General features: G+C 70.5%; 20 protein-coding genes. 6 read left to right on the plus strand and 14 right to left on the minus strand.

What is annotated here, in order from left to right; genetic code table 11:
- Positions 1-11: 11 nt before the first annotated feature.
- Positions 12-296, minus strand: a complete 285-nt coding sequence (locus LQ771_RS05575; RefSeq protein WP_231351376.1) for a polyhydroxyalkanoic acid system family protein — start codon at positions 294-296, stop codon at positions 12-14.
- Positions 297-393: 97 nt separating this feature from the next.
- On the opposite strand from LQ771_RS05575, the gene LQ771_RS05580 reads away from it, so the two are divergent.
- A complete protein-coding gene (locus LQ771_RS05580; protein ID WP_231351377.1) occupies positions 394-1,161 on the plus strand; it encodes an FHA domain-containing protein in 768 nt (255 codons plus the stop codon).
- Positions 1,162-1,216: 55 nt separating this feature from the next.
- On the opposite strand, the gene LQ771_RS05585 is transcribed toward LQ771_RS05580, so the two are convergent.
- The 6 genes from LQ771_RS05585 to LQ771_RS05610 all read right to left on the minus strand — a co-directional run bounded on the left by LQ771_RS05585 (position 1,217) and on the right by LQ771_RS05610 (position 10,189).
- Positions 1,217-2,809: an ATP-dependent DNA ligase gene (locus tag LQ771_RS05585; protein ID WP_231351378.1), complete on the minus strand. Its 1,593-nt coding sequence runs from the start codon at positions 2,807-2,809 to the stop codon at positions 1,217-1,219.
- 3 nt (positions 2,810-2,812) lie between these two features.
- The gene (locus tag LQ771_RS05590; RefSeq protein ID WP_231351379.1) at positions 2,813-3,799 is read right to left on the minus strand and encodes a ligase-associated DNA damage response exonuclease; all 987 of its coding nucleotides are present in this window, start codon (positions 3,797-3,799) and stop codon (positions 2,813-2,815) included.
- Positions 3,800-3,906: 107 nt separating this feature from the next.
- Entirely contained in the window at positions 3,907-5,676 is a 1,770-nt protein-coding gene (locus LQ771_RS05595; protein ID WP_231351380.1) for an ABC transporter transmembrane domain-containing protein, read from the minus strand.
- Between the two features lie 195 nt (positions 5,677-5,871).
- Positions 5,872-7,860 carry an OPT family oligopeptide transporter gene (locus LQ771_RS05600; RefSeq protein ID WP_231351381.1) on the minus strand — a complete coding sequence of 663 codons (1,989 nt, stop codon included), beginning with the start codon at positions 7,858-7,860 and terminating at the stop codon, positions 5,872-5,874.
- Positions 7,861-8,074: 214 nt separating this feature from the next.
- Positions 8,075-8,686 (minus strand): IMPACT family protein, encoded by a 612-nt coding sequence (locus LQ771_RS05605; RefSeq protein WP_231351382.1) that lies wholly within the window; start codon positions 8,684-8,686, stop codon positions 8,075-8,077.
- Positions 8,687-8,743: 57 nt separating this feature from the next.
- A complete protein-coding gene (locus LQ771_RS05610) occupies positions 8,744-10,189 on the minus strand; it encodes a lipase family protein (protein ID WP_231351383.1) in 1,446 nt (481 codons plus the stop codon).
- Positions 10,190-10,305: 116 nt separating this feature from the next.
- Here LQ771_RS05610 and LQ771_RS05615 point away from each other — a divergent pair, with 116 nt between their 5' ends.
- Positions 10,306-11,073, plus strand: coding sequence for a YdcF family protein (locus tag LQ771_RS05615; RefSeq protein ID WP_231351384.1), 768 nt, complete (start codon positions 10,306-10,308; stop codon positions 11,071-11,073).
- A 3-nt stretch (positions 11,074-11,076) separates the two neighbouring features.
- Here LQ771_RS05615 and LQ771_RS05620 read toward each other — a convergent pair whose 3' ends face one another.
- The 3 genes from LQ771_RS05620 to LQ771_RS05630 form a co-directional block, all read right to left on the minus strand.
- A complete protein-coding gene (locus LQ771_RS05620; RefSeq protein ID WP_231351385.1) occupies positions 11,077-12,510 on the minus strand; it encodes an aldehyde dehydrogenase family protein in 1,434 nt (477 codons plus the stop codon).
- Between the two features lie 145 nt (positions 12,511-12,655).
- The gene (gene xseA, locus LQ771_RS05625) at positions 12,656-14,023 is read right to left on the minus strand and encodes an exodeoxyribonuclease VII large subunit (RefSeq protein WP_231351386.1); all 1,368 of its coding nucleotides are present in this window, start codon (positions 14,021-14,023) and stop codon (positions 12,656-12,658) included.
- A gap of 100 nt (positions 14,024-14,123) precedes the next feature.
- A complete protein-coding gene (locus tag LQ771_RS05630) occupies positions 14,124-15,542 on the minus strand; it encodes a phospholipase D-like domain-containing protein (RefSeq protein ID WP_231351387.1) in 1,419 nt (472 codons plus the stop codon).
- 80 nt (positions 15,543-15,622) lie between these two features.
- On the opposite strand from LQ771_RS05630, the gene LQ771_RS05635 reads away from it, so the two are divergent.
- Positions 15,623-17,572 (plus strand): acetyl-CoA hydrolase/transferase C-terminal domain-containing protein, encoded by a 1,950-nt coding sequence (locus LQ771_RS05635; protein WP_231351388.1) that lies wholly within the window; start codon positions 15,623-15,625, stop codon positions 17,570-17,572.
- Between the two features lie 61 nt (positions 17,573-17,633).
- Here LQ771_RS05635 and LQ771_RS05640 read toward each other — a convergent pair whose 3' ends face one another.
- Together LQ771_RS05640 and LQ771_RS05645 are read right to left on the minus strand one after the other, a co-directional pair.
- Positions 17,634-18,101 (minus strand): DUF2269 family protein, encoded by a 468-nt coding sequence (locus LQ771_RS05640; protein WP_231351389.1) that lies wholly within the window; start codon positions 18,099-18,101, stop codon positions 17,634-17,636.
- Positions 18,089-19,366, minus strand: a complete 1,278-nt coding sequence (locus LQ771_RS05645; RefSeq protein WP_231351390.1) for an SDR family oxidoreductase — start codon at positions 19,364-19,366, stop codon at positions 18,089-18,091. The genes LQ771_RS05640 and LQ771_RS05645 overlap by 13 nt, the downstream gene beginning before the upstream one ends.
- A 31-nt stretch (positions 19,367-19,397) precedes the next feature.
- Here LQ771_RS05645 and LQ771_RS05650 point away from each other — a divergent pair, with 31 nt between their 5' ends.
- The 3 genes from LQ771_RS05650 (at position 19,398) to LQ771_RS05660 (ending at position 22,836) form a co-directional block, all read left to right on the plus strand.
- The gene (locus LQ771_RS05650) at positions 19,398-19,880 is read left to right on the plus strand and encodes a hypothetical protein (protein ID WP_231351391.1); all 483 of its coding nucleotides are present in this window, start codon (positions 19,398-19,400) and stop codon (positions 19,878-19,880) included.
- 711 nt (positions 19,881-20,591) lie between these two features.
- On the plus strand, positions 20,592-21,851 hold the full coding sequence (gene ispG, locus LQ771_RS05655) for a flavodoxin-dependent (E)-4-hydroxy-3-methylbut-2-enyl-diphosphate synthase (protein ID WP_231351392.1): 1,260 nt from the start codon (positions 20,592-20,594) through the stop codon (positions 21,849-21,851).
- A 148-nt stretch (positions 21,852-21,999) separates the two neighbouring features.
- A complete protein-coding gene (locus LQ771_RS05660; RefSeq protein ID WP_231351393.1) occupies positions 22,000-22,836 on the plus strand; it encodes an HD-GYP domain-containing protein in 837 nt (278 codons plus the stop codon).
- Here LQ771_RS05660 and aat read toward each other — a convergent pair.
- Entirely contained in the window at positions 22,833-23,555 is a 723-nt protein-coding gene (gene aat, locus LQ771_RS05665) for a leucyl/phenylalanyl-tRNA--protein transferase (protein WP_231351394.1), read from the minus strand. The two genes, LQ771_RS05660 and aat, sit on opposite strands and share 4 nt — an antisense overlap.
- A complete protein-coding gene (locus tag LQ771_RS05670) occupies positions 23,552-24,688 on the minus strand; it encodes a GNAT family N-acetyltransferase (RefSeq protein WP_231351395.1) in 1,137 nt (378 codons plus the stop codon). Before LQ771_RS05670 ends, aat begins: the two co-directional genes overlap by 4 nt.
- Between the last annotated feature and the right edge of the window lie 6 nt (positions 24,689-24,694).

The raw sequence follows: 24,694 nt of genomic DNA on the forward strand, positions 1-24,694 counted from the left end.
TCAAAGGAAGCTCAGGCGGCGCCCCCGAAATACTCGTCCAGCTTGCGACGGATTTCCTGCTCCACCATGCCTTTGAGCGGCGAGAGCATGAGGCCGAGCTCGGCGGTGACGTGGACCGATTCGGGCGCCACCGCGATCCCGCCGCTCACGCCCGAGCGCGAGAACCGCAGGGTGTCGCCCTGCCACTGGCTCTGCATGTCGAACTTCTCGCGCATGCGCGCGGCGACCTTGTCGACCACGGCGCGGGCCTGGTCCATGGGGAGATGATGCGGGCGGCGGATGTCGATCTTGGGCATGGATGGGCTCCGTGTGGATTGCCCATCTTACGCGGCACGCGCGAAGAAGATGCCGGGCATCTGCTAGAGTCCCGGCCATCTCTGGATCGGTCTTTTGATGCGCATCGAGTTTCCCAATTCGGCTCGCGAGGAGTTCCGCTGGGCGCAGGTTGCCCTGCGCATCGGCAGCGCGCCGGACAACGACCTGGTGGTCTCGGCCCAGCAGGGTTCGGCGCACCATCTGCGCATCCTGCAGGACCGCCGCGGCTGGGTGCTGGAAGTGCTGTCGGGCGCCGGGCGCGTCTACGTCAACGCTCGCCCCGTGCGCGAGCGCGCGTTGCTGCGTCCGGGCGACATCCTGAGCCTGGGCGACTGCCGCATGCTGTTGTGCGCCGACGAGGCGCCGGCCATGCGCGCGCCGGTAACGCTTTCCGAGCAGGGCCGCTGCACCGCTGCCCTGCGCGCGGTGGCCGGCCCGTTGTCGGGGCGCGTGTTCCCGCTGCAGGAGCGCCTGGAGCTGGGGCCGCAGGGCGACCAGCCGCTGGAGTTGCCGCAGGCCGCCGCGGCCTCGCTGGCGCTGTTCTGGAAGGAAGGCGAGCTGCGCGTGGCCGCCGGGTCGACGCCGCCGCGCTATCCGCTGCGGCTCAACGGCGTGGTGGTGGAACAGGCGGCATTGCATCCGGGCGACCAGCTCGGCATCGCCATGCACCGTTTCGTGATCGACGCTCCCGGCTTGCTGCCCGCACCGGCGGGGACGCCACCGGAAGTGGCCGCCGGGCGCCTGCCTGAGGATGAGGCCGGCCCACGGGGCGAGGTGTGGTGGCTGATCGCCACGGCCGCGGTGCTGGCACTCCTGATCGCGCTGATCCTGTTGGTGCGGTTCTAGCCGCAATCATCACGGGAATACGAGTTCCCGCAGGGTGGCGCGCAGAGTCCGGGACTCAGCCTTCCGCCATGCGCTTGAGCTCGTCCAGCCGGTCGGCGTCGCGAATCGACAGGTCCGTGCGCCAGCGCAGGATGCGCGGGAAACGTACCGCCACGCCGGACTTGTGCCGACCGGAGCGCTGGATCGCCTCATAGGCCAGCTCGAACACATGCTCCGGTTCGACCGAGCGCACCGGCCCGAAGCGCTCGATCGTGTGTGCGCGGATCCAGGCATCGAGCCGCGCGATCTCGGCATCGTCCAGGCCCGAATAGGCCTTGGCCACCGGCACCAGGTGGCCGCGGTCCCATACGCCGAAGGTGTAATCGGTAAACAGGCCCGCGCGCCGGCCGTGGCCGGACTGGGCATAGATCAGCACCGCGTCCAGCGTGTAGGGATCGACCTTCCACTTCCACCAGTCGCCCCGCCTGCGCCCCACGCGGTAGGGCGAATCCAGCCGCTTGAGCATCAGGCCCTCGGTCCGTCGCTCGCGCGATTGCCCGCGCAGCTGCGCCAGTGCGGTCCAGTCGTCCGTGTCGGCGGCGGGCGAGAGCAGCAGCGCCGGCGGCATACCCTCCAGCAGCACGGCGAGCCGGGCGCGGCGAAGGTGCAGCGGCACCTCGCGCAGGTCGGCGCCGTCGAGTTCCAGCAGGTCGTAGGCCATGAAACGCACCGGCGTCTCGGCCAGCAGCTTCGCGCCGGGCTTGAGCTTGCCGATGCGCTTCTGCAGGGCCGTGAATGGCCGTGGCGCCGCCGCGTCCTCGTCCCAGGCAAGGATTTCTCCATCCAGCACGCAGCCGGAAGGCAGTGCGCAGGCCGCCTGCTCGATTTCCGGGAAGCGCCCGTCCAGCCGTTCCTCGCCGCGCGACCAAAGCCGTGCCTCGTCATCACGTCGCATGAGCTGGGCGCGGATGCCGTCCCACTTCCATTCGGCCAGCCATTCGGCACGTTCCCCCAGGCTTTCCACGGGCGATTCCAGCGGCGAGGCGAGGAAGAACGGGTAGGGCCGATGCTCGCGGTGGGCGTCGTCCCCGGCCGGCCGGGCTAGCGCGGCCAGCGAGATCGCGCCGGGCTTCCACTCGCCGCTCAGCCGGTGGGCGATCAGGTCGGTCGGCAGCTGCGACCACAGCGCCAGCGCCTGCACCACCAGCCGCTGCGAGACGCCTACGCGCAGCGCACCGGTGATCAGCTTGTTGAGCAGGTAGACCTCCTCCGATGGAAGGGTCGCCCACCAGGCGCGCAACTGGGCCACGCGAGCGGGCGGGTCGAGCCGGCTCAAGGACGGCAGGCGCTGCTCCATCCACACGTGCAGCGGAGTGTCGTCGGACGGCTGGCCGGGTGGCAGCAGCAACGCGATGGCTTCGGCCAGGTCGCCCACGTGCGCGTAGCTTTCGTCGATGAGCCAGTCGGGATGGCCGGTCGCCTCGCGGGTCGCCTGGCGCAACTCGGTGACGCTGGCCAGCCGGCGCAGCTTGCCGCCGCCGAGCACGTACACCGCCCACGCGGCGTCCGCTGGCGGCGCATCGCGCAGGAATGCGGCGATGGCGTCCCGTTTGGCGGTGGTGGAGCCGGTGCGGTCGAGCGCGGCGTACAGCTGCACGAAGCGGCGCATCGCTCAGGCCCCCAGCGCTGAAAGCGGCAGCGCATCGTGGCCCAGCTCGCGCAGATAGCGCACCAGTGCGTCGCCATCGCCATGGGTGACGTAGATGCGCCGGGCACCGCTGTCGCCCACGCTGCGCAGCAGGCCGTCCCAGTCCGCATGGTCGGAGACCACGAATCCACGGTCATAGCCGCGACGTCGGCGGTTGCCGCGGATCCGCATCCAGCCGGAGGCGAAGGCGGTCGAGGCGTTCGGGAAGCGGCGCATCCACAGGGAGCCGGCGGCCGAAGGTGGCGCAAGGATCAGCTCCCCCGCGAGCGCCGCGCCGCGCGCACCTTCCTCCAGCGGTTGCGTCGGCGGCAGCGCCACGCCGGCATCCCGATAGAGCCGGGTCAGGCGCAGCAGTGCCCCGTGCAGGTAGACCACGCGATCGACGCGCGGCGCGAGCTCGGCCAGCAGCCGTTGCGCCTTGCCCAGCGCATAGCAGAACAGAACGGCGGCGACCTTGCGGCGGGCGCAGTCATCCCACCATGCGAGCAGTTCGTCGATTACCTGCGTCATCGGCGGCCAGCGATACACCGGCAGGGCGAACGTCGACTCGGTGACGAAGGTGTCACAGCGCACCGGCTCGAACGGCGCGCAGGTCGGGTCGGCTTCGCGCTTGTAGTCGCCCGAAACCACCACCACCCGCCCGGCATGTTCCATGCGCACCTGGGCCGCGCCCAGCATGTGGCCCGATGGATGCAGCGATACCCGCACGTCGCCCAGGACGAACGGCTCGCCGTAGTCGTAAGCCTCGATCAGGGCCGGCTCGCCCAGCCGCTCGCGCATCAGGCCGAGCCCGGCGCGCGCCACGTGGTAGCACGCGTTGCCCTGGCGCGCATGATCGCCGTGCGCATGCGTCACCACGGCCTGCGCCACCGGCTCGGCCGGGTCGATGTAGAAGCCGCCGGCGGGGCAGTAGAGACCCTCGGGGCGGGGCTGGAGCAGCGGGTCGGGCACGGGGCGACGCTAGGAAGAGGCGCGTCAAGGTCGCGCCAATGCCCCGGGTTGGCGAGCGGGCGGGAGGTGACCCGGCGGGCTTGCGCTCAAGGGGGGAACGGTAAGGGTCAGGCGACGAACTGCAGCCGCGCCAGCTCGGCGTAGAGTCCACCTTCGGCCAGCAGGCTTTCGTGGGTGCCCTGGGCGACGATGCGCCCGCCATCCATTACCACGATGCGGTCGGCACGCTGCACCGTCGCCAGCCGGTGGGCGATGACCAGGGTGGTGCGGCCTTTCTCCAGGCGCTCGAGGGCCTGCTGGATGGCCGCTTCCGACTGCGCGTCGAGCGCCGAGGTGGCTTCGTCCAGGAGCAGCAGCGGGGCGTCGCGCAGGATCGCGCGGGCGATCGCGATGCGCTGGCGCTGGCCGCCGGAGAGGCGTACGCCGCGTTCGCCCAGTTCGGCCTCGTAGCCGCCGGTCAGCGCGCCGATGAACTCGTGCGCTTCGGCGGCGCGGGCCGCTTCGCGCACTTCCTCGTCGCTCGCGGACTGGCGACCGAAGCGGATGTTGTCGGCGGCACTGCCGGCGAAGATCACCGTCTCCTGCGGCACCAGCGCGATGGCGCCGCGCAGCTCGGGCAAGGCGAGCGCGCGCAGGTCCACGCCGTCCAGCCGGATGGTTCCGGCCTGCGGGTCATAGAAGCGCAGCAGCAGGGCGAGCACGGTGCTCTTGCCCGCGCCGGAGGGGCCGACCAGCGCCACGGTCTCGCCGGGGCGGATGTCCAGGGTGAAGTCGTGCAGTGCCGGCGCATCCGGTCGCGTGGGGTAGTGGAAACCGACATGTTCGAAGCGCAGTGCACCTTTGACCGGGCGGGGCAGCGCAAGCGGCTGCGACGGATCGGCGATCTGCGCCTGCTCGCCGAACAGCTCGCCGATGCGTTCCATGGCGCCGGCGGCACGCAGCACGTCGCCCCAGACTTCCGACAGCCCGGCAACCGAGCCGGCGGCGAACACCGCATACAGCACGAACTGGCCGAGGATGCCGGCGTTGAGCTGGCCCGCCAGCACGTCGCGCGCGCCGACCCACAGCACCAGCGTGATGGCGCCGAAGAACAGCACGATCACCGCCGCGGTCAGCAGCGCGCGCATGCCGATGCGCCGTCGGGCGCTTTCGAGCGCGCGGTCGATGGCATCGCGGTAGCGCCGGCTTTCGATGCCCTCGCGCGCGTAGGCCTTGACCGCCGGGGCCGCGTTGAGGGTTTCGTTGGCGATCGCCGCGGCATCGGCCAGGCGGTCCTGGCTGGCGCGGGAGAGCTTCTGCACGCGGCGCCCGAACACCAGGATCGGCAGCATCACCGCCGGGATCACCAGCGCGGTGAGACCGGCCAGCCGCGGGCTGGTCCACACCATCATGGCGCTGGCGCCCAGCAGCATGACCGCGCTGCGCAGGGCGACCGAGATGCCGGAGCCGATCAGCGCCTGCACCACCTCGGTGTCGGTGCCCAGGCGCGAGATCAGCTCACCCACGCGCGAGCGTTCGAAGAAGCCCACGTCCAGACGGATCACGTGCGCGTAGAGCCTGGCGCGCAACGCCGCGAGCGAGCGCTCGCCCAGCAGCGTGATGCAGAAGTAGCGCGCCGCGGTGGCGAAGGCGAGTACCAGGGCCACGGCGAACAGGCCCAGGAAGGTGCGGTTGATCGTGTCGCTGCTGGCGTTCCCGAAGCCGGCGTCGATCATGTGCCGCACCGCCATCGGCAACACCAGGGTCGAGCCCGAGGACAGGCCGAGAAACACCAGCCAGCCGATCGCAAGCGCCTTGTGCGGCTTGAGGAAAGGCCAGAGCTGGCGCAGGGCGCCGATGCGGCGGGCGGGCTTGCCGGGGGGCGTGGGGTCGCTCATCGATCAGGCGGCTGCAGGGGGGAGTCCCACGATGTGGGGGCAGCGCGTCATAGCCCAAGCCGCTTGTTTCTGGATGACCGCACCACCTCGTGCCGGGGCGCCCACAGCGGCAACAGGAATCTTCATGGGACCCACTCGTGGGCGATGCTCCGGTGGAAGAGCATCTCCCCAAGTGGGCCCCACGAAGAGTGCGGGTCAGGCGGCGGCGCGCCCCATGCGGGCGATCCAGCGATACATCACCACGATGCTCGCAACGAAGACGAGACCGCCGATCCAGATTGCCGGGGTTTCGAAGCTGTCGCCGACCAATGCCAGCGGCGCCTGCTTGCCGGAGATCGCCACGATCGCGGCCACCACCACGCCGAGCAGGCTTTCGCCCACGATCAGCCCGGAGGCGAGCAGTACGCCCAGTTGCTTGGTCGCCTCGCCGTTGGGACGCCGGTCGGCGCGCTTGTCGAACCAGGCGCCGACCAGCGAACCGACCACCACCATCAGCGTGGTCGAGGTGGGCAGGTAGATGCCCAGGCCGACGGCCAGCGGGGGCAGGCGCGCGCGGCTGGTACGCACCAGCACTTCGTCCAGGAGGATCAGCGCCACACCGATCGCGGCGCCGATGGTGATCAGGCTCCAGTCGATGTTGCCCGTGATGACGCCCTGGGCGAGTGCCGAGATCAGGCCGGCCTGCGGCGCCGGCAGCGCGCGGGCCGGGTCGACGCCCGGTGCGCCGAGGAAGCCGTAGGCCTGGTTGAGCAGGTCCAGCACCGGCGGGATCACCACCGCGCCGGCGATCACGCCGATCACCAGCGCCCACTGCTGCAGCGACGGGGTTGCATCGACCAGTTGGCCGGTCTTGAGGTCCTGCAGGTTGTTGTTGGCGATGGAGGCGACGGCGAAGACGATGGCCGTGACGAACAGTGCGAACGCCACCAGCGCCTTGCCGGCTTCCTCCGGCACCAGCGCCTTCACGCCAAGCACCAGCAGCAGCGCAGCGATGATCACCACCAGGATGCCGATGCCGGACAGGGGACTGTTGGACGAGCCGATCAGGCCGGCCATGTAGCCGCACACGGCCGAGACCAGGAAGCTCAGGATCACCACGAAGATCACGCCGCCGATCACCAGCAGCGCGGTGTGCGAGCCCAGGCCGCTGACGTTGGCGAAGTGGCCGAGCAGCCACGCCACCGGCACCAGGCAGATCGCCGTGACGATGCCGACCACCCCGATCGGGATGTCGTGCTCGGTGCGCGGAAGCGTTTCCAGCTTGCCGGCCTTGCGCACGCGCGAGGCGGCCATGGCGCCGGCCAGGCCGCTGATCACCGGCTTGACCAGCTTGGCCAGCGTCCAGATCGCCGCCACGCCGATGGTGCCGGCGCCGACGAAGCGCACGTAGTGGCTCCAGGTCGCCTGCGCGGCATCGGCCGCCGAGCCGGCCTCCGGATGCAGCAGCAGGAAGTGCGGTACCGCCCAGCCCCAGCCGATCAGCGCGCCGACCAGCATCGCCACGCCGACCCACAGGCCGACCAGGTGGCCGACCGCGAACAGTGCGAAGGACAGGCTGAAATCAAAGCCGGTTGCCGCGCCGCGGTCGCCGATGCGGAAGTAGTCGGACACCGATTCGGCGAACACGCGCGTCTTGACGATCACGTAGAACACGGCCGAGACGATCGAGCCCACGATCACCGCCTTGAGGCCGGCGCCGCCGGATTCGACCGACTCGGCCGCCTCCTGCGGGTTGCCCGAGCCGACCTTGAGCACCTCGGCGCAGGCCACGCCCTCGGGGTAGGGCAGGTCCGAATCGGTGACCAGCGCGCGGCGCAGCGGGATCGTGTACATCACGCCCAGCACGCCGCCGGTCGCGCAGATCCCGAAGGACATCCAGAACGGGAAGCCGTTCCACCAGCCGATGATGATCAGGCCCGGAAGCACGAAGATGATCGCCGAGAGCGTGCCGGCGGCCGACGCCACCGTCTGCACGATATTGTTCTCCTGCATCGTCGAGTTCTTCATCGCCCGCAGGATCGCCATCGAGATCACCGCGGCGGGGATCGAGGTGGCGAAGGTCAGGCCGGCCTTCAGGCCGAAGAACACGTTGGCCGCGGTGAACACCACGGTGATCACGATGCCGATGATCAGGCCTCGCAAGGTGAACTCGGTGCGCTTGGCGCCTTGGGATTGGGCAGTCACTTGGTGGTTCCGTTCTAGGTTGTTCCCCTGCACGCCGAAGGCGCGCCCCTCGCGATCGCCCCCCGGCGGGTCGCGGCGGAAAGCATAGCGTGGATGGGCTGCTGCCCGGACCCCGGATCCCGGCCCGCACCCGCCAAGGCAAGCCCGAGCACTCGTGCAGTCGCTTCACCGGACCCGGAAGGGCTGGAGCCCGTACTGACGGGCCGCGCCGCGCTCAATCCCTCGGCATGTCGTCCGGCCGGCGCACGCGGGCCTGGCCACGGGTGAGGTCGACGATGCGATCGCAGGCCTCGTCGAGGCGGTCGGCCGGAAGTTCCAGCGCCAGCGTGGCGCCTGCGGCGTCGAAGCTCTCGTGCTCGATCCGAGCCTGCCAGCCCGGGCAGCGCGCCTTCAGCAGCGCCAGGTCGGCGAAAGGGCAATGCACGGTCAGCCGCGCCATCGCTACCAGCGGCACGCGCTCGGCCAGACGCAGGCACTCGGCGGCGGTGCCGCCGTAGGCGCGCACCAGGCCGCCGGCGCCCAGCTTGATGCCGCCATACCAGCGGGTCACGACCACCATCACGCGATCCACGCCGGCGCCTTCGATGGCCTGCAGGATCGGCCGCCCGGCGGTGCCGCCAGGCTCGCCGTCGTCGTTGAAGCGGTAATCCTGGCCGATGCGGTAGGCCCAGCAGTTGTGCGTGGCGGCGGGGTCCGCCACCTCGTGCAGGAAGGCCATCGCCTGCTCGACCGACTGCACCGGCGCGGCCTGCGCCAGGAAGCGGCTCTTGCGGATGTCCTGGGCGTGCCTGCAGGCGGCGACGAGGACGTGCAGGGTCTCGGACATGCGCGGTGCGGAAGGACGGAACGGCGCACGGTATCACGCCGCGCCTGGCCGCCCGCTTCAGTCGCCGATGGCCGGGCCGGGGTCGGGATGGCGGAAGTCGTGCGGCGACAGGTCCTGCGTCAGGCGGAACACGCCCTGGTGGACACGCCGCGGCAGCACCACGTCGAGCACGGTGGTCTGGTGCGGTCCCAGCATGGCGAACAGGTCCTCGCCCGAGGCACTCGCCGCCAGGACGTGGTGCACCAGCCCGGCCAGGTCCGCCGGTTGCACGCGCGCGCCGTACGGGCGATGGCTGGCCACGGCCGGGCGCAGCGTGCGGCGCGGGTTGCGCGGATCGGGCACGCGGGCATCGCCGGCGAGCAGCGCGTGGTTGAGGAACAGCGTGACGGTGCCGGGCCGTGCCGGGTCGGCCTGGCGGTCGTCGAGGAATCCGGCCGGCAACTGGTCCAGGCTCGCCCGGGGGCCGGCGGTAAGCAGGAAGCCGGTGCCGGTGAGCGGTTCGCCGGTGTCGTCGGCCAGGCGCAGCACCAGCATGCTGCGCGGATCGTGGATGTGCACGCGCGGCGCGAACGGTCCGACCGGTTCCAGTTCCACCTTGTCGGCGTCGCGAGCGAGGTTCTCGCGATCGAAGGCGTCGCACAGGGCGGCATAGGCGGCGGCATCGTGGACGACGAGGCAACGCAGGATGGCCTCGACCGTCGCCGGGGCAGCGGCAGTGAGAATGCCCTGGTCGGCGCCCGAGTGCGCCGCGCCGGCGACAAGCTTTAAGGCGCAGCGCGGGCCGCGCAGCAGGCTGAGCGAAAGCGCGTCGACCGCAGTGCCGCGGTGCCCGTCGCCCACCGCCAGTACCGCGTGGCGGGCGTTGAGGTTGGCCGAGGCGATGCGCACCACGCCGTCGGAACCGTCCTCGCCGGTGTAGCTGTTGAGGTGGTCGTAGAGCGAGCGGTCCGGCCGGTCGCCGGTCAGCACGAACAGGAACTGACCCCGGGTGGCCGGATCCGTGCCATGGATGTGGTCGAGGTTGAGCGCGAGCGACGCGGGGCTGCCCAGCTCCAGCCAGTCGAGGATGCGCTGGCCCGGCTCCACGCCATTGAACCAGGCCTTGAGCCGGCCCAGCGTGCCCTTGCCGAGCCTGGCCAGCGCCGAGCCGAAGTTGGCTGGCGCGAGCATCACCAGATGGCTGAGCCGGATGGTGCTGTGGCTGGCAGGCTTGTCGCGTTGCGCGCGCAGCCACTCGCGCACCACCGGGCCGCCGGTCGAATGGGTGATGCAGGCGAAGCTGCCGGTGGACAGGTGCAGGTCGCGCAGCGCGTGGTCGAACGCGCGCACCAGGTCACCCATGGTCACGGTGTCGTCGAAGCTCACGTACTCGGACAGCCGGATGTCCCGGATGGTCAGCGCCAGGCCGGCTGCGCGGGCGGCTTCCTGCACGCGCCGGGGCATGGCGCCGTAGGTGGCGGTGCTGGTCACGCTCCAGCCATGGACGAAGACGAGCGTCGTCATGCGATGGTCCTTCGGGCGATGGCCGCAGCGTAGCAGGCCGTACCGGACCTTCTGGGCGACCTCCCGCTCATCTTTGCATCCGCATAATGCCGGGCTGGACCGTGGAGAAAGCGCCGATGACCGTACACCTGCTGATCGCGTTGTTCGCCGTTGCCTGGCTGGCTGGCCGGCTGGGCTGGCGGCGGCTGCGGCTCGCCGGCATCGCGCTGGGGCTGGCGTTCCTGGTCGTTGCCGGCTGCGGCGCCTTGCCCAAGCTGCTGCTGCGGGTGTGGCAATCGCCTTATGCGCAGCGGCCGGCGCTGGAGTGGGCGCCGTCGAACGCAATCGTGCTGCTCACCGCCGGGGCGACCTACCCGCCGGGCGGCCCGCTGGAGCCGGGCCACACGGCCTATTCGCGCATTGCCGAGGCGGTGGTGCTCTATCGCGACTGCCGTGCGTCCGGCGCGCGCTGCACCCTGCTGGTCAGCGGTGGCGATGCGGAGCACACGGGCGAGCCGCTCGCGCGCACCTACAAGCGCACGCTCGTGCAGCTGGGCGTGCCGGGCGAGGACATGGTGCTCGAAAAGCACAGCCTCACGACCTGGGGCAACGCCTTGTACGCCCGCGGGGTGCTCTGGCAGATCGGCGCCGATCGGGTCTGGCTGGTGACCTCGGCGCACCACCTGCGGCGCGCGGTGTTCGCGTTCGAGCACTTCGGCATCAGGGTGACGCCGGTGCGGGCGGACTACCTGCGCGGCGTGTGGTCGCTGATGCCCAGCGCCTACAACCTGTACGTCACCGATGCCATCGTGCACGAGTACGTCGGCATGGCGCTCTACCACTGGTACGCATGGCGCGGACGGACGGTCGTGCCGGCGCAGAACGAGTGGCCGGCGGAAGACTGATCCCTATGCGGGCCGGCGCATCACCATCAACCGCACCTCGCTCATGTCCTCGATGGCGTAGCGCACGCCCTCGCGACCGAAGCCCGAGAGCTTGATGCCGCCGTAGGGCATGTTGTCGACGCGGAAGCTGGGGATGTCGTTGACGATTACGCCGCCCTGTTCCAGCTCCTCCCAGGCGCGCATGGCGTGCTCAAGGGAGTCGGTGAAGATGCCCGCCTGCAAGCCGTAGTCCGAGTCGTTGACCAGCCCGATGGCCTCGTCCAGCGTGTCGAACGGGGCGAGCAGCGCGAACGGGCCGAAGGCTTCCAGGCGGTTGGCCCTGGCGTCGCGGGGCACGCCTTCCATCAGGGTCGCCTCCAGCATGTTGCCCTCGCGCTTGCCGCCGCAGAGCAGCTTCGCGCCCGCGCGACGGGCCTCGTCGATCCAGCCGTGCAGGCGCTCGGCCGCGGCTTCGTCGATCATCGGACCGATGAACACGTCCTTCTTCTTCGGGTCGCCCGCCTTGAGCTTCTTGGTGGCGGTGACCAGCTTCTTCTTGAGCGCCTCGTAGAGCGAGGCGTGCGCGTAGATCCGCTGCACGCCGATGCAGCTCTGGCCGGACTGGTAGAACGCACCGAACACCAGCCGCTGGACGATGGCGTCGAGCTTGCCGGCCTGGTCGGCGTCGACGATGCAGGCCGCATTGCCGCCCAGTTCCAGCACCACCTTCTTGCGCCCTGCACGCGCCTTCAGGTCCCAGCCGATCTGCCCGCCGGTGAACGAAAGCAGCCTGAAGCGCTCGTCCTCGACCAGCGGCGAAGCCTCGCTGCCGCCGACCGGCAGGATCGAGAAGGCGCCCTTGGGCAGGTCGGTCTCGGCCAGCACCTGGCCGATGATCAGCGCGCCGATCGGCGTTTTCTCCGAGGGCTTGAGCACGAACGGGCAGCCGGCGGCGATCGCCGGCGCAACCTTGTGCGCGACCAGGTTGAGCGGAAAGTTGAAAGGCGTGATGAAGGATACCGGGCCGATCGGCACCCGCCTGGTATAGCCGTGGTAGCCATCCAGGCGCGGCGCCAGCTCCAGGTTGAGCGTCTCACCGTCGACGCGCACGGCCTCCGCAGCGGCGATGCGGAAAGTCTCGATCAGCCGCGTGACCTCGCCGGCGGCGTCCTTGATCGGCTTGCCCGCCTCCACGCAAAGGGCCAGCGCCAACTCGTCGCGGCGCTGCTCGAACCGGGCCGCGCAATGCTCCAGCACGGCTTGCCGCGCCCACGGCTTGAACGCGCGCATCGGCGCGGTCGCCTTCACCGCGGCGGCGATGGCCTTCTCGATCGCGCGGGCGTCGGGCACGGCCACGCGGGTGGCGATCCTGCCGCTGTACTTGTCGCGCACCTGGAGGTCGGCGTTGGGGTGTTGCGGGCGGTTGGCGAGGTAGTAGGGGTAGGTCTTGTCGAGCATGGACGTCTCCCGGGTGGAGAGGGGCAGGTTGCCGGCGCAGGCGTTGCCGACGCGTGAGCCGGCACCGCGCCTGGCAGGAGCCCCCTTGCGGGCGATGCTCTTGGCTCTCATGCCCACACAAACAGCATCGCCCACAAATGGGCGCCTACGGTCCCGCGGTATCCGGGGGCAGGACGCGGGCCGCCAGTTCGCCGTCGGCAAGCCGCGCGTGCACCACGGTGCCCGCCGGCGCATCTTTCGCCGCGCGCAACACGCGACCTTCGCTGTCGAACACGATCGCGTAGCCGCGCTCCAGCGTCGCCAGCGGGCTGACCGCGTGCAGCGCGCGCGCGGCCTGACGAAGGGTCAGGCGGGCCCGCTCCAGGCGATGGCCCATGCATTGCTGCAGCGAGCGCTCCCGCTCCGCCAGGCGCCGCTGCAGCAACTGCAGGCGCTGGCGCGGGTGCTGTGCCAGCAGCCGCGCGCGCAGCCGGTCGAGCCGGATTTCGCGGTTGCGGGCCTGTTCGCGCAAGGCCGCGTGCAGGCGCCGGTGCAGTTGCACGAGCCGTTCGCGATCGCGCGCCAGGCGTGCCTGCGGGCGCTGTGCCTGGAGACGGGCGAGCAGGTGGTCGATGCGCTGCGTCTGCGCCTGCAGTCGGCGGCCATGCAGCAGTTGCAGGCGTTGCGCCAGCTGGCCCAGGTGCCGGCGCAAGGCCAGCGCGTCCGGCACCAGCAGTTCGGCTGCCGCCGAGGGCGTGGCCGCGCGCAGGTCGGCGACGAAATCGGCGATGGAAAAGTCGATTTCGTGCCCGACCGCGCTCACCACCGGGACCGCGCAGGCATGCACGGCACGGGCGACGGCCTCGTCGCTGAAGGCCATCAGGTCTTCCAGCGAGCCGCCGCCGCGGGTCAGCAACAACACGTCATGGCGGCGCGCGGCCGAGGCCTTGCGCAGCATCGCCACGATCGCCGGCGGTGCCTCGCGACCCTGGACCGGCACCGGCAGCACCTCCACCTCGACCAGTGGCCAGCGCCGGCGCAATACGCTCAGCACGTCGCGGATCGCCGCGCCGGTGGCCGAGGTGATCACGCCGATGCGTCGCGCGAAGCGGGGCAGGGCGCGCTTGCGGGAGGGTTCGAACAGGCCTTCGGCCTCGAGCCGCGCCTTCAGCAGCTCGAACTCGCGGCGCAGCGCGCCTTCGCCTGCCAGCTCCATGTGCTCGGCAACCAGCTGGTATTCGCCGCGCGGCTCGTACAGCCCGACTCGCGCGCGCACCAGCACGTGCATGCCGTCGGCCGGCTTGAAGCGCAGGAAGCTGCTCTTGGGCTTGAACATCGCCGCGCGCACCTGGGCGCCGGCGTCCTTCAGGGTGAAGTAGAGGTGCCCGGAGGCCGGGCGCGACACGTTGCACAGCTCGCCCTCGATCCACACCAGCGGCAGCGCGTCCTCCAGCAGCCCGCGCACGAGCCGGTTGAGGGTGCTCGGGGTGAGGATGCTGCGCGGCGGGGCCGCGGGTCGGTCGGGGGTGCGCATGGACCGTCGAGCCTAGCACGAAGCGCTTGTTGAACATGCGCTTGGGCGAGGAAACGCAGGAAGAACCTCACGTTGGCGGCGGGCGCCAAATTCCGCGTATTCAGCGCCGGCGCAGCCGCCACAGGCGGATCGCCAGGTTGAAGGCGATCCAGACCGAAAAGGCGGCGATCGGCCAGCTCAGTGCTTTCGGCCAGGCGATCGCCACCGATGCAAGCACGGTCAGCACGACGATGCCGACCAGTAGAGGGCCGCGCTCGGTGTCGCCGAGCACGCGGCGATCGGTCAGCACCGCGCCGACCGTGTTGGCGATGCGCAACGCGCCGGCCGCGGCGCGGCTGGTACTGCCACCGGGGTGTTTGGGCCGCGGTGGGCGTTCGGTGCTGCTGCGGACGTGCGCTAGGTGCGGCCGGTGCCGGCGCGGCGCCAGCACGATCTCGGTGGCGTTGGTGAGGTCGCGTTCGTACTGGTCGGCCAGTTGCGCGGCGAAGCCGGTGTCCTCCACCGCGACGTCGATTTCGCGGTTGCCCAGCCAGCTGGCGATGTTGAGGTTGGACGAGCCCACGCGCGCCCACTGGCCGTCGGCCACCGCGGTCTTGGCGTGCAGCATCGATCCGTTCCACTCGAACACGCGGATGCCGGCCTTGAGCAACGGCCGGTAGCCCGAGCGGGACATGCCGGCGACCAGCGGGATGTCGCTGGTGCCTGGCACGAGCAGGCGGACGTCCACGCCGTCGCGCGCGGCCGATGCCAGCGCCTGCACGTATGGCGCCATGCCCACGAAGTAGGCGTCGGTGATCCAAAGCGTGCGGCGTGCCATCGCGGCGACCTGCTGGTCGAGCCGGTACATGCCCGCGGTCGAAGGCTGGGTGGCGATGACGCGCAGGGCGATCTCGCCGGCGGTCCGGTCTTCCGGCGGGGGCAGCGAAAGGGGTTTGCCCATGCTCGCCCAGCTCTGCGCGAAGGCCTGCTCCAGTTCGCCCACGGCCGGCCCGTGCAACGTCACGCCGGTGTCGCGCCACGGCGGCACGCCGCGCGCGGCATTGCCCAGCCAGCGCGCGCTGATGCACACGCCGGAGAGAAAGCCGAGGTGGCCGTCGACCACCAGCAGCTTGCGGTGGTCGCGGGTGACCCAGCCGAACGGCTTGCCCAGCTGGGGTGGGTTGAATACGCGCACTTCGCCGCCCGCGCGACGGAGTGGCTGCCAGAAGGCATGGCCGGACTGGCCCAGGCAGCCGAGCCAGTCGCACACCACCGCGACCGTCACGCCGGCCCGGGCGCGTTCGACCAGGGCATCGCGGAAGGCTCGACCCACAGCATCGTCGCTGATCAGGTAGTTCTCCAGCAGGACGCGCCGGCGGGCGCCCCGGATCGCGGCAAGCCAGGCGTCGAAATGGGCCTGGGCGTCGATCAGCAGTTCGATCGCGTTGCCGCCGATCAGCGGTGCGCCGGCAGCCCGGCTCAGGGCCTGTTCGGCCAGGAAGCGGCTGGGCGCGGAGGGAATCAGCGGGATCGTCGCCATGACCGCGAGTGTAGGACAAGGTCCATGCCCCTAACGTCGCGTGGATGCGCGCCTCGCCCGGCTTCTGCCATGATCCGCGCATGCCGCCCGCGCCGCGCCTCGACGACACTGCCGCCTGCGCACAGCTCATCGCCGACCGGCTGGGGGCGCATCTGTGCGTCGCCGCGCCGCTGGGGCTGGGCAAGCCGCATGGCCTGCTCAACGCACTGTACCGGCTGACCGTGGCCGACCCGGCCCGGTCGCTGAGGCTCTACACCGCATTGTCGCTGACCCGGCCGCAACCGAAGCCCGGGCTGGAAGAACGCTTCCTCGCGCCATTCCTGGAGCGGCACTTCGGCGCCGACTACGAGGACCTCGAGTACGCCCTGGCCGAGCAGCGCCATGCGCTGCCCGCCAACGTGGCGGTGCACGAGTTCTACCTGCAGTCCGGCGCGCTGCTGCACGCGCCGCGGGCACAACGGGACTACATCAGCCAGAACTACACCCACGTGGCGCGCGACCTGGCCGCGCAGGACGTCAACCTGCTGGTACAGCTGGTGGCGCGGCGCGAAACGCCGGTAGGCGTGCGCTACAGCCTCTCCAGCAACCCGGACCTCACGCTGGACTTCCTGGCCCAGTGCACCCGGGCCGGCAAGCCGCGGCCGCTGTGCGTGGCAGTGGTGCATCCGGACCTGCCCTACCTCAGCGGGCATGCGGAGGTCGCCGCCGATTTCTTCGACATGGAGCTCGACCCGCCGCAGTCGCCGCGCCTGTTCGCCCTGCCGCGCGCGGCGGTGGGCGTGGCCGAGTACGCGATCGGCCTCAATGCAAGTGCGCTGGTGAAGGACGGCGGCTGCCTGCAGATCGGCATCGGTGCGCTGTCGGATGCGCTGGTCCGCAGCCTGCTGCTGCGCCAGCAGGACAACGCCGCCTGGCGCGATGGCCTGCGCGCGCTCGACGGCGAGAGCCCGACCCTGGCGCTGGCCCGCCGCATCGGCGGTCTGGAGCCGTTCGAGGCCGGCATTTATGGCGCCAGCGAAATGGTGATGGACGGTTTCATGCACCTGGCGCGTGCCGGCATCCTCAAGCGCCGCAGCTGGGACAACCTGGCGCTGGAGAAGGCCGCCGCCGCCGGACGGCTCAACCCGGCCACGCCCGGCGGGCATTACCTGCGCGGCGCCTTCTTCCTCGGCAGCCGCGAGCTGTACGAGTGGCTCGACGCCACCGAGGCGGCCGATCCGGATGCGATCGACATGTGCCCGGTCTCCAACGTCAACCAGTTGTATGGCGACCACCAGCCGCTGGCGGCGCTGCAGCGCCGCGGGGCGCGCTTCTTCAACACCTGCATGATGGCCACGCTGCTCGGCGGAGCGGTGTCCGATGGGCTGGAGGATGGCCAGGTGGTCAGCGGCGTGGGAGGTCAGTACAACTTCGTGGCGATGGCGCACGAACTGGATGACGGCCGCTCGATCCTGCTGCTGCGCGCGACCCGCCGCGAGGGGGGCGAGGTGCGCACCAACATCCGCTTCAACTACGGCCACACCACCATTCCGCGCCACCTGCGCGACGTCGTGGTTACCGAGTACGGCGCCGCCGACCTGCGCGGCAAGAGCGACAGCGAGTGCATCGAGGCGATGCTCTCGATCTGCGACGCGCGCTTTCTCGACGCGCTGGCGGCCGAGGCCAAGGCGAACGGCAAGCTCGCGCCGGGTTTCCGCATCCCCGAGGCGTGGCGGCGCCACCGGCCGGAGTGCCTGGAGCAGGCGCTGGCGCCGCTCAGGCGTGCCCGGTTGCTGCCGACGTTCCCCTTCGGCAGCGATCTCAGCGACGTCGAGCAGCAACTCGTGCCCGCGCTGGGCTGGCTGAAGGAGCACGGCACGAGCTGGCGTGGGCGTGTCGGGCTTGCGAAGGCTTTCCTGCGACCAGGCGAGCCGGTGTCCGGCGAGGACGCGGCGCTCGAACGCATGCAACTGGCGACTCCGCGGCGAGTCGCCGACCGCCTGCAGCGACGCCTCGTGCTGGCCGCCCTGCGCCGGACGCGTTCCCTTTAGGACCCTCGAAAAGCGCCCCTGCAGGAGCGCACTTGTGCGCGACCGCCGTGTCGGTGCGCTTCTACAAGGGCGGCTTGACCGCCATCAGGTAGAACAACGCCACGAAGGCGAGGAACGCCGGGATGCCGAGCGCTACCCATAGCCGGAAGGCCCCCCAGTAGGCCGGTGGCAGCGGCTGCCCGCGCGCTGCCGCATCGGCCGCCAGGTCGCGCATGCGGATCTGCAGGACCACCACCGGCAACCAGCACGCCACCGCCAGCGCATACAACAGCGTCGACCAGCCGACCCAGCCGCTGCGCCACGGGATCCTGGCCCAGTGCACCATCCAGAAGCCGCTCGCGGGCTGGAACACCACGGTCGTCGCGGTGAACAACCAGTCGGCGATGACGACGTGGCGAGCCACCACGGCCACCACGCGCGCATCGCGATGCAGGCTGACCACCAGCAGGTAGAACGCCGTGCCGATGCCGGTGCCGAACAGCACCGCGGAGGAAAGTATGTGCAGCCATTTGGCAATCAGGTAGGCCATCGACGCCGCTCGGTGGCGTACAACGCGCCGATCAGCGCCAGCATCGGCAGGTTCTTCAGGACCGGTCCGAACGGATGCAGCCAGAACGCCGGCAGGAAGAAGGAAATGATCGCCGTATAGGAAAGGATGAGCGCGACCTGCGCCAGATACGCCAGGCGCAGCGCGCGGCCGTGCAAAGCCAGCGTGGCGATGCCCAGGGCAAGGTCGAGCAGCGCGCCGCCATAGAGCGCGGTGGACGCCATCGGGCCGTGCACGCCGACCTCGGCCAGCAGCGCGAAGCTGCCAGCCACCGGATACGCGCCCATCGACAGCACCGCGGTCACCAGCCATACCAGCGCGACGGCGATGCGTCCCACCAGGGCCCAGGCGCGCCAGGCCAGCAGCACGCGCATGTCCGCCGCCTCGGCGCGCGAAAGGAACAGGCGCGGTGGCCGTGGCGGATGACCCAGCCAGTGCGTGGCCTGGGCGGAATCGGCCGTGTTTCCACGGTCCAGCATGGCCAGCGCCTCGCGGTCCACCCAGTGCCCGCCGAGGCGCCCGAGCCGCGCCAGCCAGGTGGTGCGGATGCCGAGCACGCGCAATCGTCCGCCGCCGAGCGCATGGCGCAGCACTGACAGGTAGTGCGCCAGCGAGATCGGTTGCGGGCCCACTGCGGCCAGGCTGCGTGGTCGCTCGTCGTCCTCCAGCAGCCGGACCGCCAGTGCGGCCACGTCGTCCACGTGGATCGGCTGGACGCGCTGCTGCCCGCTGCCGGGCAGCACTGCCAGCGGCAACCAGGAGAGGAGCATCAGCATCCGGCTGCTGGCGCCGGTCGGGCCGAACACCAGTGAGGGCTGCAGCGACGTGCCGGTCGGCACCATGGCATGCAGCGCGGCGTCGCCTGCGCGCTTGCTGCGGTGAAAGCGGCTGGTGGCGTGCTCGTCGGCGCCCAGCGCGGACACCTGCACCACGCGCGTGATGCCCGCCTCGCGACAGGCCGCGAACAGCGCGCGCGGCGCCTGCGTATGGATGCGCCTGAACGTCTGCGCGCCATGCTCGGCAAAGATGCCCACGGCATTGACCACCGCATCGATGCCCTGCAGGCGCGGCAACCATTCGGCCTGTTGCGTGTCGTGCGCGAAGTCCACTTCGACGTGGCCTACACCCGGGCCACCGCTACGCTGCCTGTGCCGGATGCCGCGCACGGGGCGATGGCCGGCGGCCTGCAGCGCATCGCACACGGCGCGGCCGATCAGTCCATCGGCGCCCAGCACAAGCACGCGCATGCGCGCTCTTTCTCCCCCGGAGCCTTCCGTCATGCCCACGCCGCTCGCGCGCCTGAAACCCTCATGGATCGCCCGCACCAACCTCAGCGGCACCATCGCCGCGGTGCTGTCGAGCGTGGTGGTGGCGGCGTGTAGTGCATGCGAAGCGCGCGCGCCGTTTGCCGGTGTCAACGCGGCCAGCCAGTGGCTGTGGGGGCGGGGCGCGAAGCGCCACACCCGACCGAGCTGGCGCTACACGGTGGTCGGTTATCTGGTCCATCACTTCAGCTCGCTGCTCTGGGCGGGCGTCTACGAAGCCTGGTGCCTGCGCCGGCCCGCGCCGCCGCGCGTACTGGCTGCCCGTGCCGCGGCAGTGGCGACGGCGGCCTGCGTGGTCGACTACACGGTTACGCCGACCAGGTTCCGGCCGGGTTTCGAGCGGCACATCAGCCGCACCTCGATCGGGGTGGTCTACGTCGCCTTCGGCATGGGCCTCTTCGCCGGCGCGTGGGCCCGGCGTCACCACCTCCACTGACCGCGTTTTTCCTTTGCGCGGTGCACGCGCCCGTGGCGCCATCTCCCATTTGTGCGGCGGGCGTGCCTCTGGCTCCCTCTCCCCGCCGGGGAGAGGGTTGGGGTGAGGGGCCGGGGCTCGCGGGAGTCTGCGGTGAGCGTGTTGCTTGTTTGTCGTCCTTGCGAGGCCTCCCCGCGACCTGGCTCCCTGCGGCGGGCTTCCGATCGCCTGTCGGCGCTCGGGTCACTTTTCTTTGCCGGCCCACGCCCGCGCCGGGAGCGCGGGCGAACGGCGAAGCTGGCCCGAAGGGCGAAGGGCAGGATGCCCCGGAGTGAAGAAAGGTAGCCAAAAGAAACGGCCTGCTCAGCCCCGGGTGAGATAAGAGCCAGGTGCCACCACGCCTTGCCGGGTGAGTCTCGTGCTCCTGGAGGAGCTGCAGCCGCTATGCCACGGGCGCTCGGGAGTCGAGGCGAGAGGCATGCGTCGTGTTTGACGGTGTCGGCGCTATGAATGAACGCCATTGCCGCGTCGGCGAGGGACTGAGGCCGAGCGGGTGGTGGGCTGAAGCCAAGGCAACGTCATGAAGGCATCCCCCGCGAGCACCGGACCTCACCCCAACCCTCACCCCAACCCTCTCCCCGGAGCGGAGAGGGAGCCAGGGCGCGTCCCTCGTGGGTGGTATTCTTGTGCATTGCCGCAGCAAGCGCGGCGCGAGCCCCAAGTCCGACTTCTATGAGCGATTCCGTTTTCCAGCAGCCGCGCCCGGCCGGCCCCTCGACGCGCCGCCCGAGCGTAGGCGTGCGCGTGGGCAAGGTGATGGTGGGTGGTGGCGCTCCGGTGGTGGTGCAGTCGATGACCAACACCGACACCGAGGACCCGGCCAGCACCGCGAAGCAGATCGCCGAGCTGGCGCGCGCGGGCTCGGAAGTCGTGCGCATCACGGTGAACACGCCGGCCGCCGCGGCGGCCGTGCCGCGCATCGCCGAGCGGCTGGGCATGATGGGCGTGGACGTGCCGATCGTGGGCGACTTCCACTACAACGGCCACCAGTTGCTCGAAGCCGAGCCGGCCTGCGCCGAAGCGCTCGCCAAGTACCGGATCAATCCAGGCAACGTCGGCTTCGGCAAGAAGAAGGACAGCCAGTTCGCCTCGATCATCGAAAAGGCGATCCAGTACGGCAAGCCGGTGCGCATCGGCGCGAACTGGGGCTCGCTCGACCAGGGCATGGTCGCCACGCTGATGGACGAGAACGCGCAACGCGCGCAGCCGTGGGACGCCGGCATGGTCGCGCGCGAGGCACTGATCCGCTCCGCGCTCGATTCGGCCGCGCGCGCCGAGCAGCTCGGCCTGCCGCGCGACCGCATCATCCTTTCGTGCAAGGTCTCCGGCGTGCAGGAATTGATCGCGGTCTACCGCGACCTGGCGGTCCGCTGCGACTACGCACTGCATCTGGGCCTGACCGAGGCCGGCATGGGTTCCAAGGGCATCACCGCCTCCGCCGCGGCGCTGGCGGTGCTGCTGCAGGAGGGCATCGGCGACACCATCCGCATCTCGCTGACGCCCGAGCCCGGAGGCTCGCGTACGCAGGAGGTGATCGTCGCGCAGGAGCTGCTGCAGACCATGGGCCTGCGCGCGTTCACGCCGCTGGTGACGGCCTGTCCGGGGTGCGGCCGCACGACCAGCGAGTTCTTCCAGGAGCTGGCCAAGACGGTCCAAAGTCACGTGCGGGCGAAGATGCCCGAGTGGCGGGTGATGTACGACGGCGTGGAGAACCTCACCCTGGCGGTGATGGGCTGCGTGGTGAACGGGCCGGGCGAGTCCAAGCACGCCAACATCGGCATCTCGCTGCCGGGCAACGGCGAAGCGCCCTCGGCGCCGGTGTTCATCGACGGCGAAAAGGCGATGACCCTGCGCGGCGACAACATCGCCGAGGAGTTCGTCGGCATCCTGGACGACTACGTGGCACGCAAGTACGCGGCACGGACGGCCTGAAAGCCGCCTCCCGGTCAGTCCCATCTTTGCCGGAATGTGCGCTGGATCACGCGTTTAACGCCCGGCCGTACAGCTACGCGACAGTCGGTCGACAGCCTTCCTCAGGCGCGAAAGAATGCCGCCATGCCTTGGTGTCTGGAGTTACGGCGTGCCGATCACCCCGCAGTTCCGAATCGCATTCGGTTACGTGGCGCTGGCTTCCCTCTGGATCTGGCTCTCCGACCGTGCGCTTGAGTTACTGGTGCTCGACCCGGCCCAGCGGCTCTGGGCGCAGAGCACCAAAGGCTGGTTCTTCGTCTCGATGACTGGCCTGATGCTGTACTGGATGATCGGTCGGGATCTCAAGCGCCTGGCCGCGATCAACAGCCAGCTGGTGCGCGGCCACGAACAGAGCCTGCGCGTGCTGGTTTCCGCGATGGACATCCGCCACAAGGAAACCGGTGACCATTCCGATCGCGTGATGCGCATGGCACTGGGCCTGGCGCGGCTGGCTGGCGTGCAGGACGGGGAGCTGCCGGCGCTGAAGTTCGGCGCGCTGCTGCACGACATCGGCAAGCTCGCCATCCCGGACGCCATCCTGATCAAGCCGGGCAAGCTCGACGAGGCCGAGATGGCGCACATGCGCCGGCATCCGGAGATCGGCCGTGACCTGATGGAGCAGGTCGACTTCCTGCGCGATGCGGTGGACATCCCCTATGCGCACCACGAGCGCTGGGACGGCAGCGGCTATCCGCGTGGGCTGCGCGGCGAGGAGATCCCGCTGGCCGCACGCATCTTCAGCATCGTGGACGTGTGGGATGCGTTGAGTTTCCCGCGCGTCTACAAGCCGGCGTGGCCGGAGGAGGACGTCATGGCCTACCTGCGCGGGGCTGCCGGCAGCCAGCTCGATCCGCACCTGGTCGGGCTTTTCCTTGCCAACTACCCGGAGATCAAGGCGCTGGGCATGGCCGACTCGACATCGCCCCGGGAACAGGCCCGGGCCTAGAGATAATCGGTCGCCGGTCGCGTCGGCACCGTGCGCCAGCGCAACGCGTCGGATGGCTGCGCGACGAGCGTGCGCACCTGGGGCAGGAACGCGTCGCGAGGGATCTCGCGGGCGCCCAGCCCCAGCAGGTGCGGGTTGCTGACCTGCGCATCGAGGAGCGGAAAGCCCCATTCGCGCAGCAAGGCCGCCAGTGCCATCAGTGCCAGTTTCGAGCCGCCGCTGTGCGCGCTGAACATCGACTCGCCGCAGAACAGCCGCCCCACGCCCACACCATAGACGCCGCCGACCAGCGCGTCGCCTTCCCATACCTCCACGCTGTGCGCGTGGCCCTGCGTGTGCAGCGCAGCATAGGCGTCGATGATGGCCTGGCCGATCCAGGTGCCGTGCTGGCCCGGTCGCGGCGCGGCGCAGGCACGCATCACGCGAACGAACGCCTCGTCCACGGTGACGTGCCAGTCCGTGCCGGCCAGCGCACGGCGCAGGCTGCGGTTGGCGTGGAGGGTCGCGGTGTCGAACACGCAGCGCGGATCGGGCGACCACCACAGGATCGGCTCGCCCGGGTTGAACCACGGGAAGATGCCCCGTTCGTAGGCCGCCAGCAGCCGCCGTGGCGAGAGATCGCCGCCGAAGGCCAGCAGCCCGTTGGGTTCGACCAGGGCCTGGCGCGGATCGGGAAAGCGCTCCGGCGAGGCCGGGTCGAGCAGCGGCAGGCGGATCACCGGCAGGCCTCCGCATAGGGCGCGTGCGTGGCCAGCTCGGCGACGTACTCGTCCATCGCCTGTGCCTCGTGGATCAATGCCTCGCGCACGGCACGGCGGAACTGCGGGTGGGCAAGGTAATGGCGCGAGTGGGTGCTTACCGGCACGAAGCCGCGTGCCAGCTTGTGCTCGCCCTGCGCGCCCGGTTCGAAGCGGGTGAGCCCGCGGGCGATCGCATGCTCGATGCCGCGGTAATAGCAGAGCTCGAAATGCAGGCCCGGCACGTCCACGCGGGCACCCCAGTAGCGTCCGTAGAGCGTGGTATCGCTTTGCAGGAACAGGGCCATGGCCTCGATGCGCTCGCCATCCACCGCGCAGGCCACCTGCACGGCATCGCCCATGCCGCCCAGGGCATCGAAGAACGCAGGCGTCAGCGCGGCGTGGTTGCCCTTGGCGTCGAAGGTGGCCGCATAGAGGGCGTAGATCTGCCGCCAGGCATCCGCGTCGAGGCTCGAGCCGCCGCGCATGCCTGTCGCCAGGCCGCAGGCGTGTACCCGCGCGCGTTCCTGCCGGATGTTCTTGCGCTTTCTGGGCTTGAGCGCGGCGAGGAACTGGTCGAAGTCGCCGTAGCCGCGGTTGTGCCAGTGGAACTGCACGTCCGAGCGCGCCAGCCATTCATCGCCGAAGGCCTCCAGTTCCGCGTCCGGCAGGAAGTTGACGTGCGCGGAGGACAGGCCCAGGCGGTCGGTTTCAGCGCGTATCGCCTCCACCAGCGCCTGCCGCAGCCGCGGTGCGCGCTCATCCGTACCGGCGAGCAGGCGCGGACCGGGCACGGGCGAGTAGGGCACGGCATTGAGCAGTTTAGGATAGTAGTCGCCGCCGGCGCGCTCCCAGGCGCTGGCCCAGCTCCAGTCGAACACGAACTCGCCGTGCGAGTTGCCCTTCAGGTACAGCGGCGCGGCGGCGACCAGGCGCTCGCCCTCGTACAGCCCCAGGTGGTGCGGCTGCCAGCCCCAGTCCGGGCGGATGCAGCCGGTGCGCTCGAGCGTGTGCAGGAAGGCGTGCGAGACGAACGGATTGGCGCCCGGGCGCAGCGCATCCCAGGTCGCCGCGGGCAGTGCGGCGATGGCGGGGTGGAAACGGGCGGCGAGCATCGATGT

It is taken from the genome of Frateuria soli, assembly GCF_021117385.1.
Taxonomy (GTDB): domain Bacteria; phylum Pseudomonadota; class Gammaproteobacteria; order Xanthomonadales; family Rhodanobacteraceae; genus Frateuria_A; species Frateuria_A soli.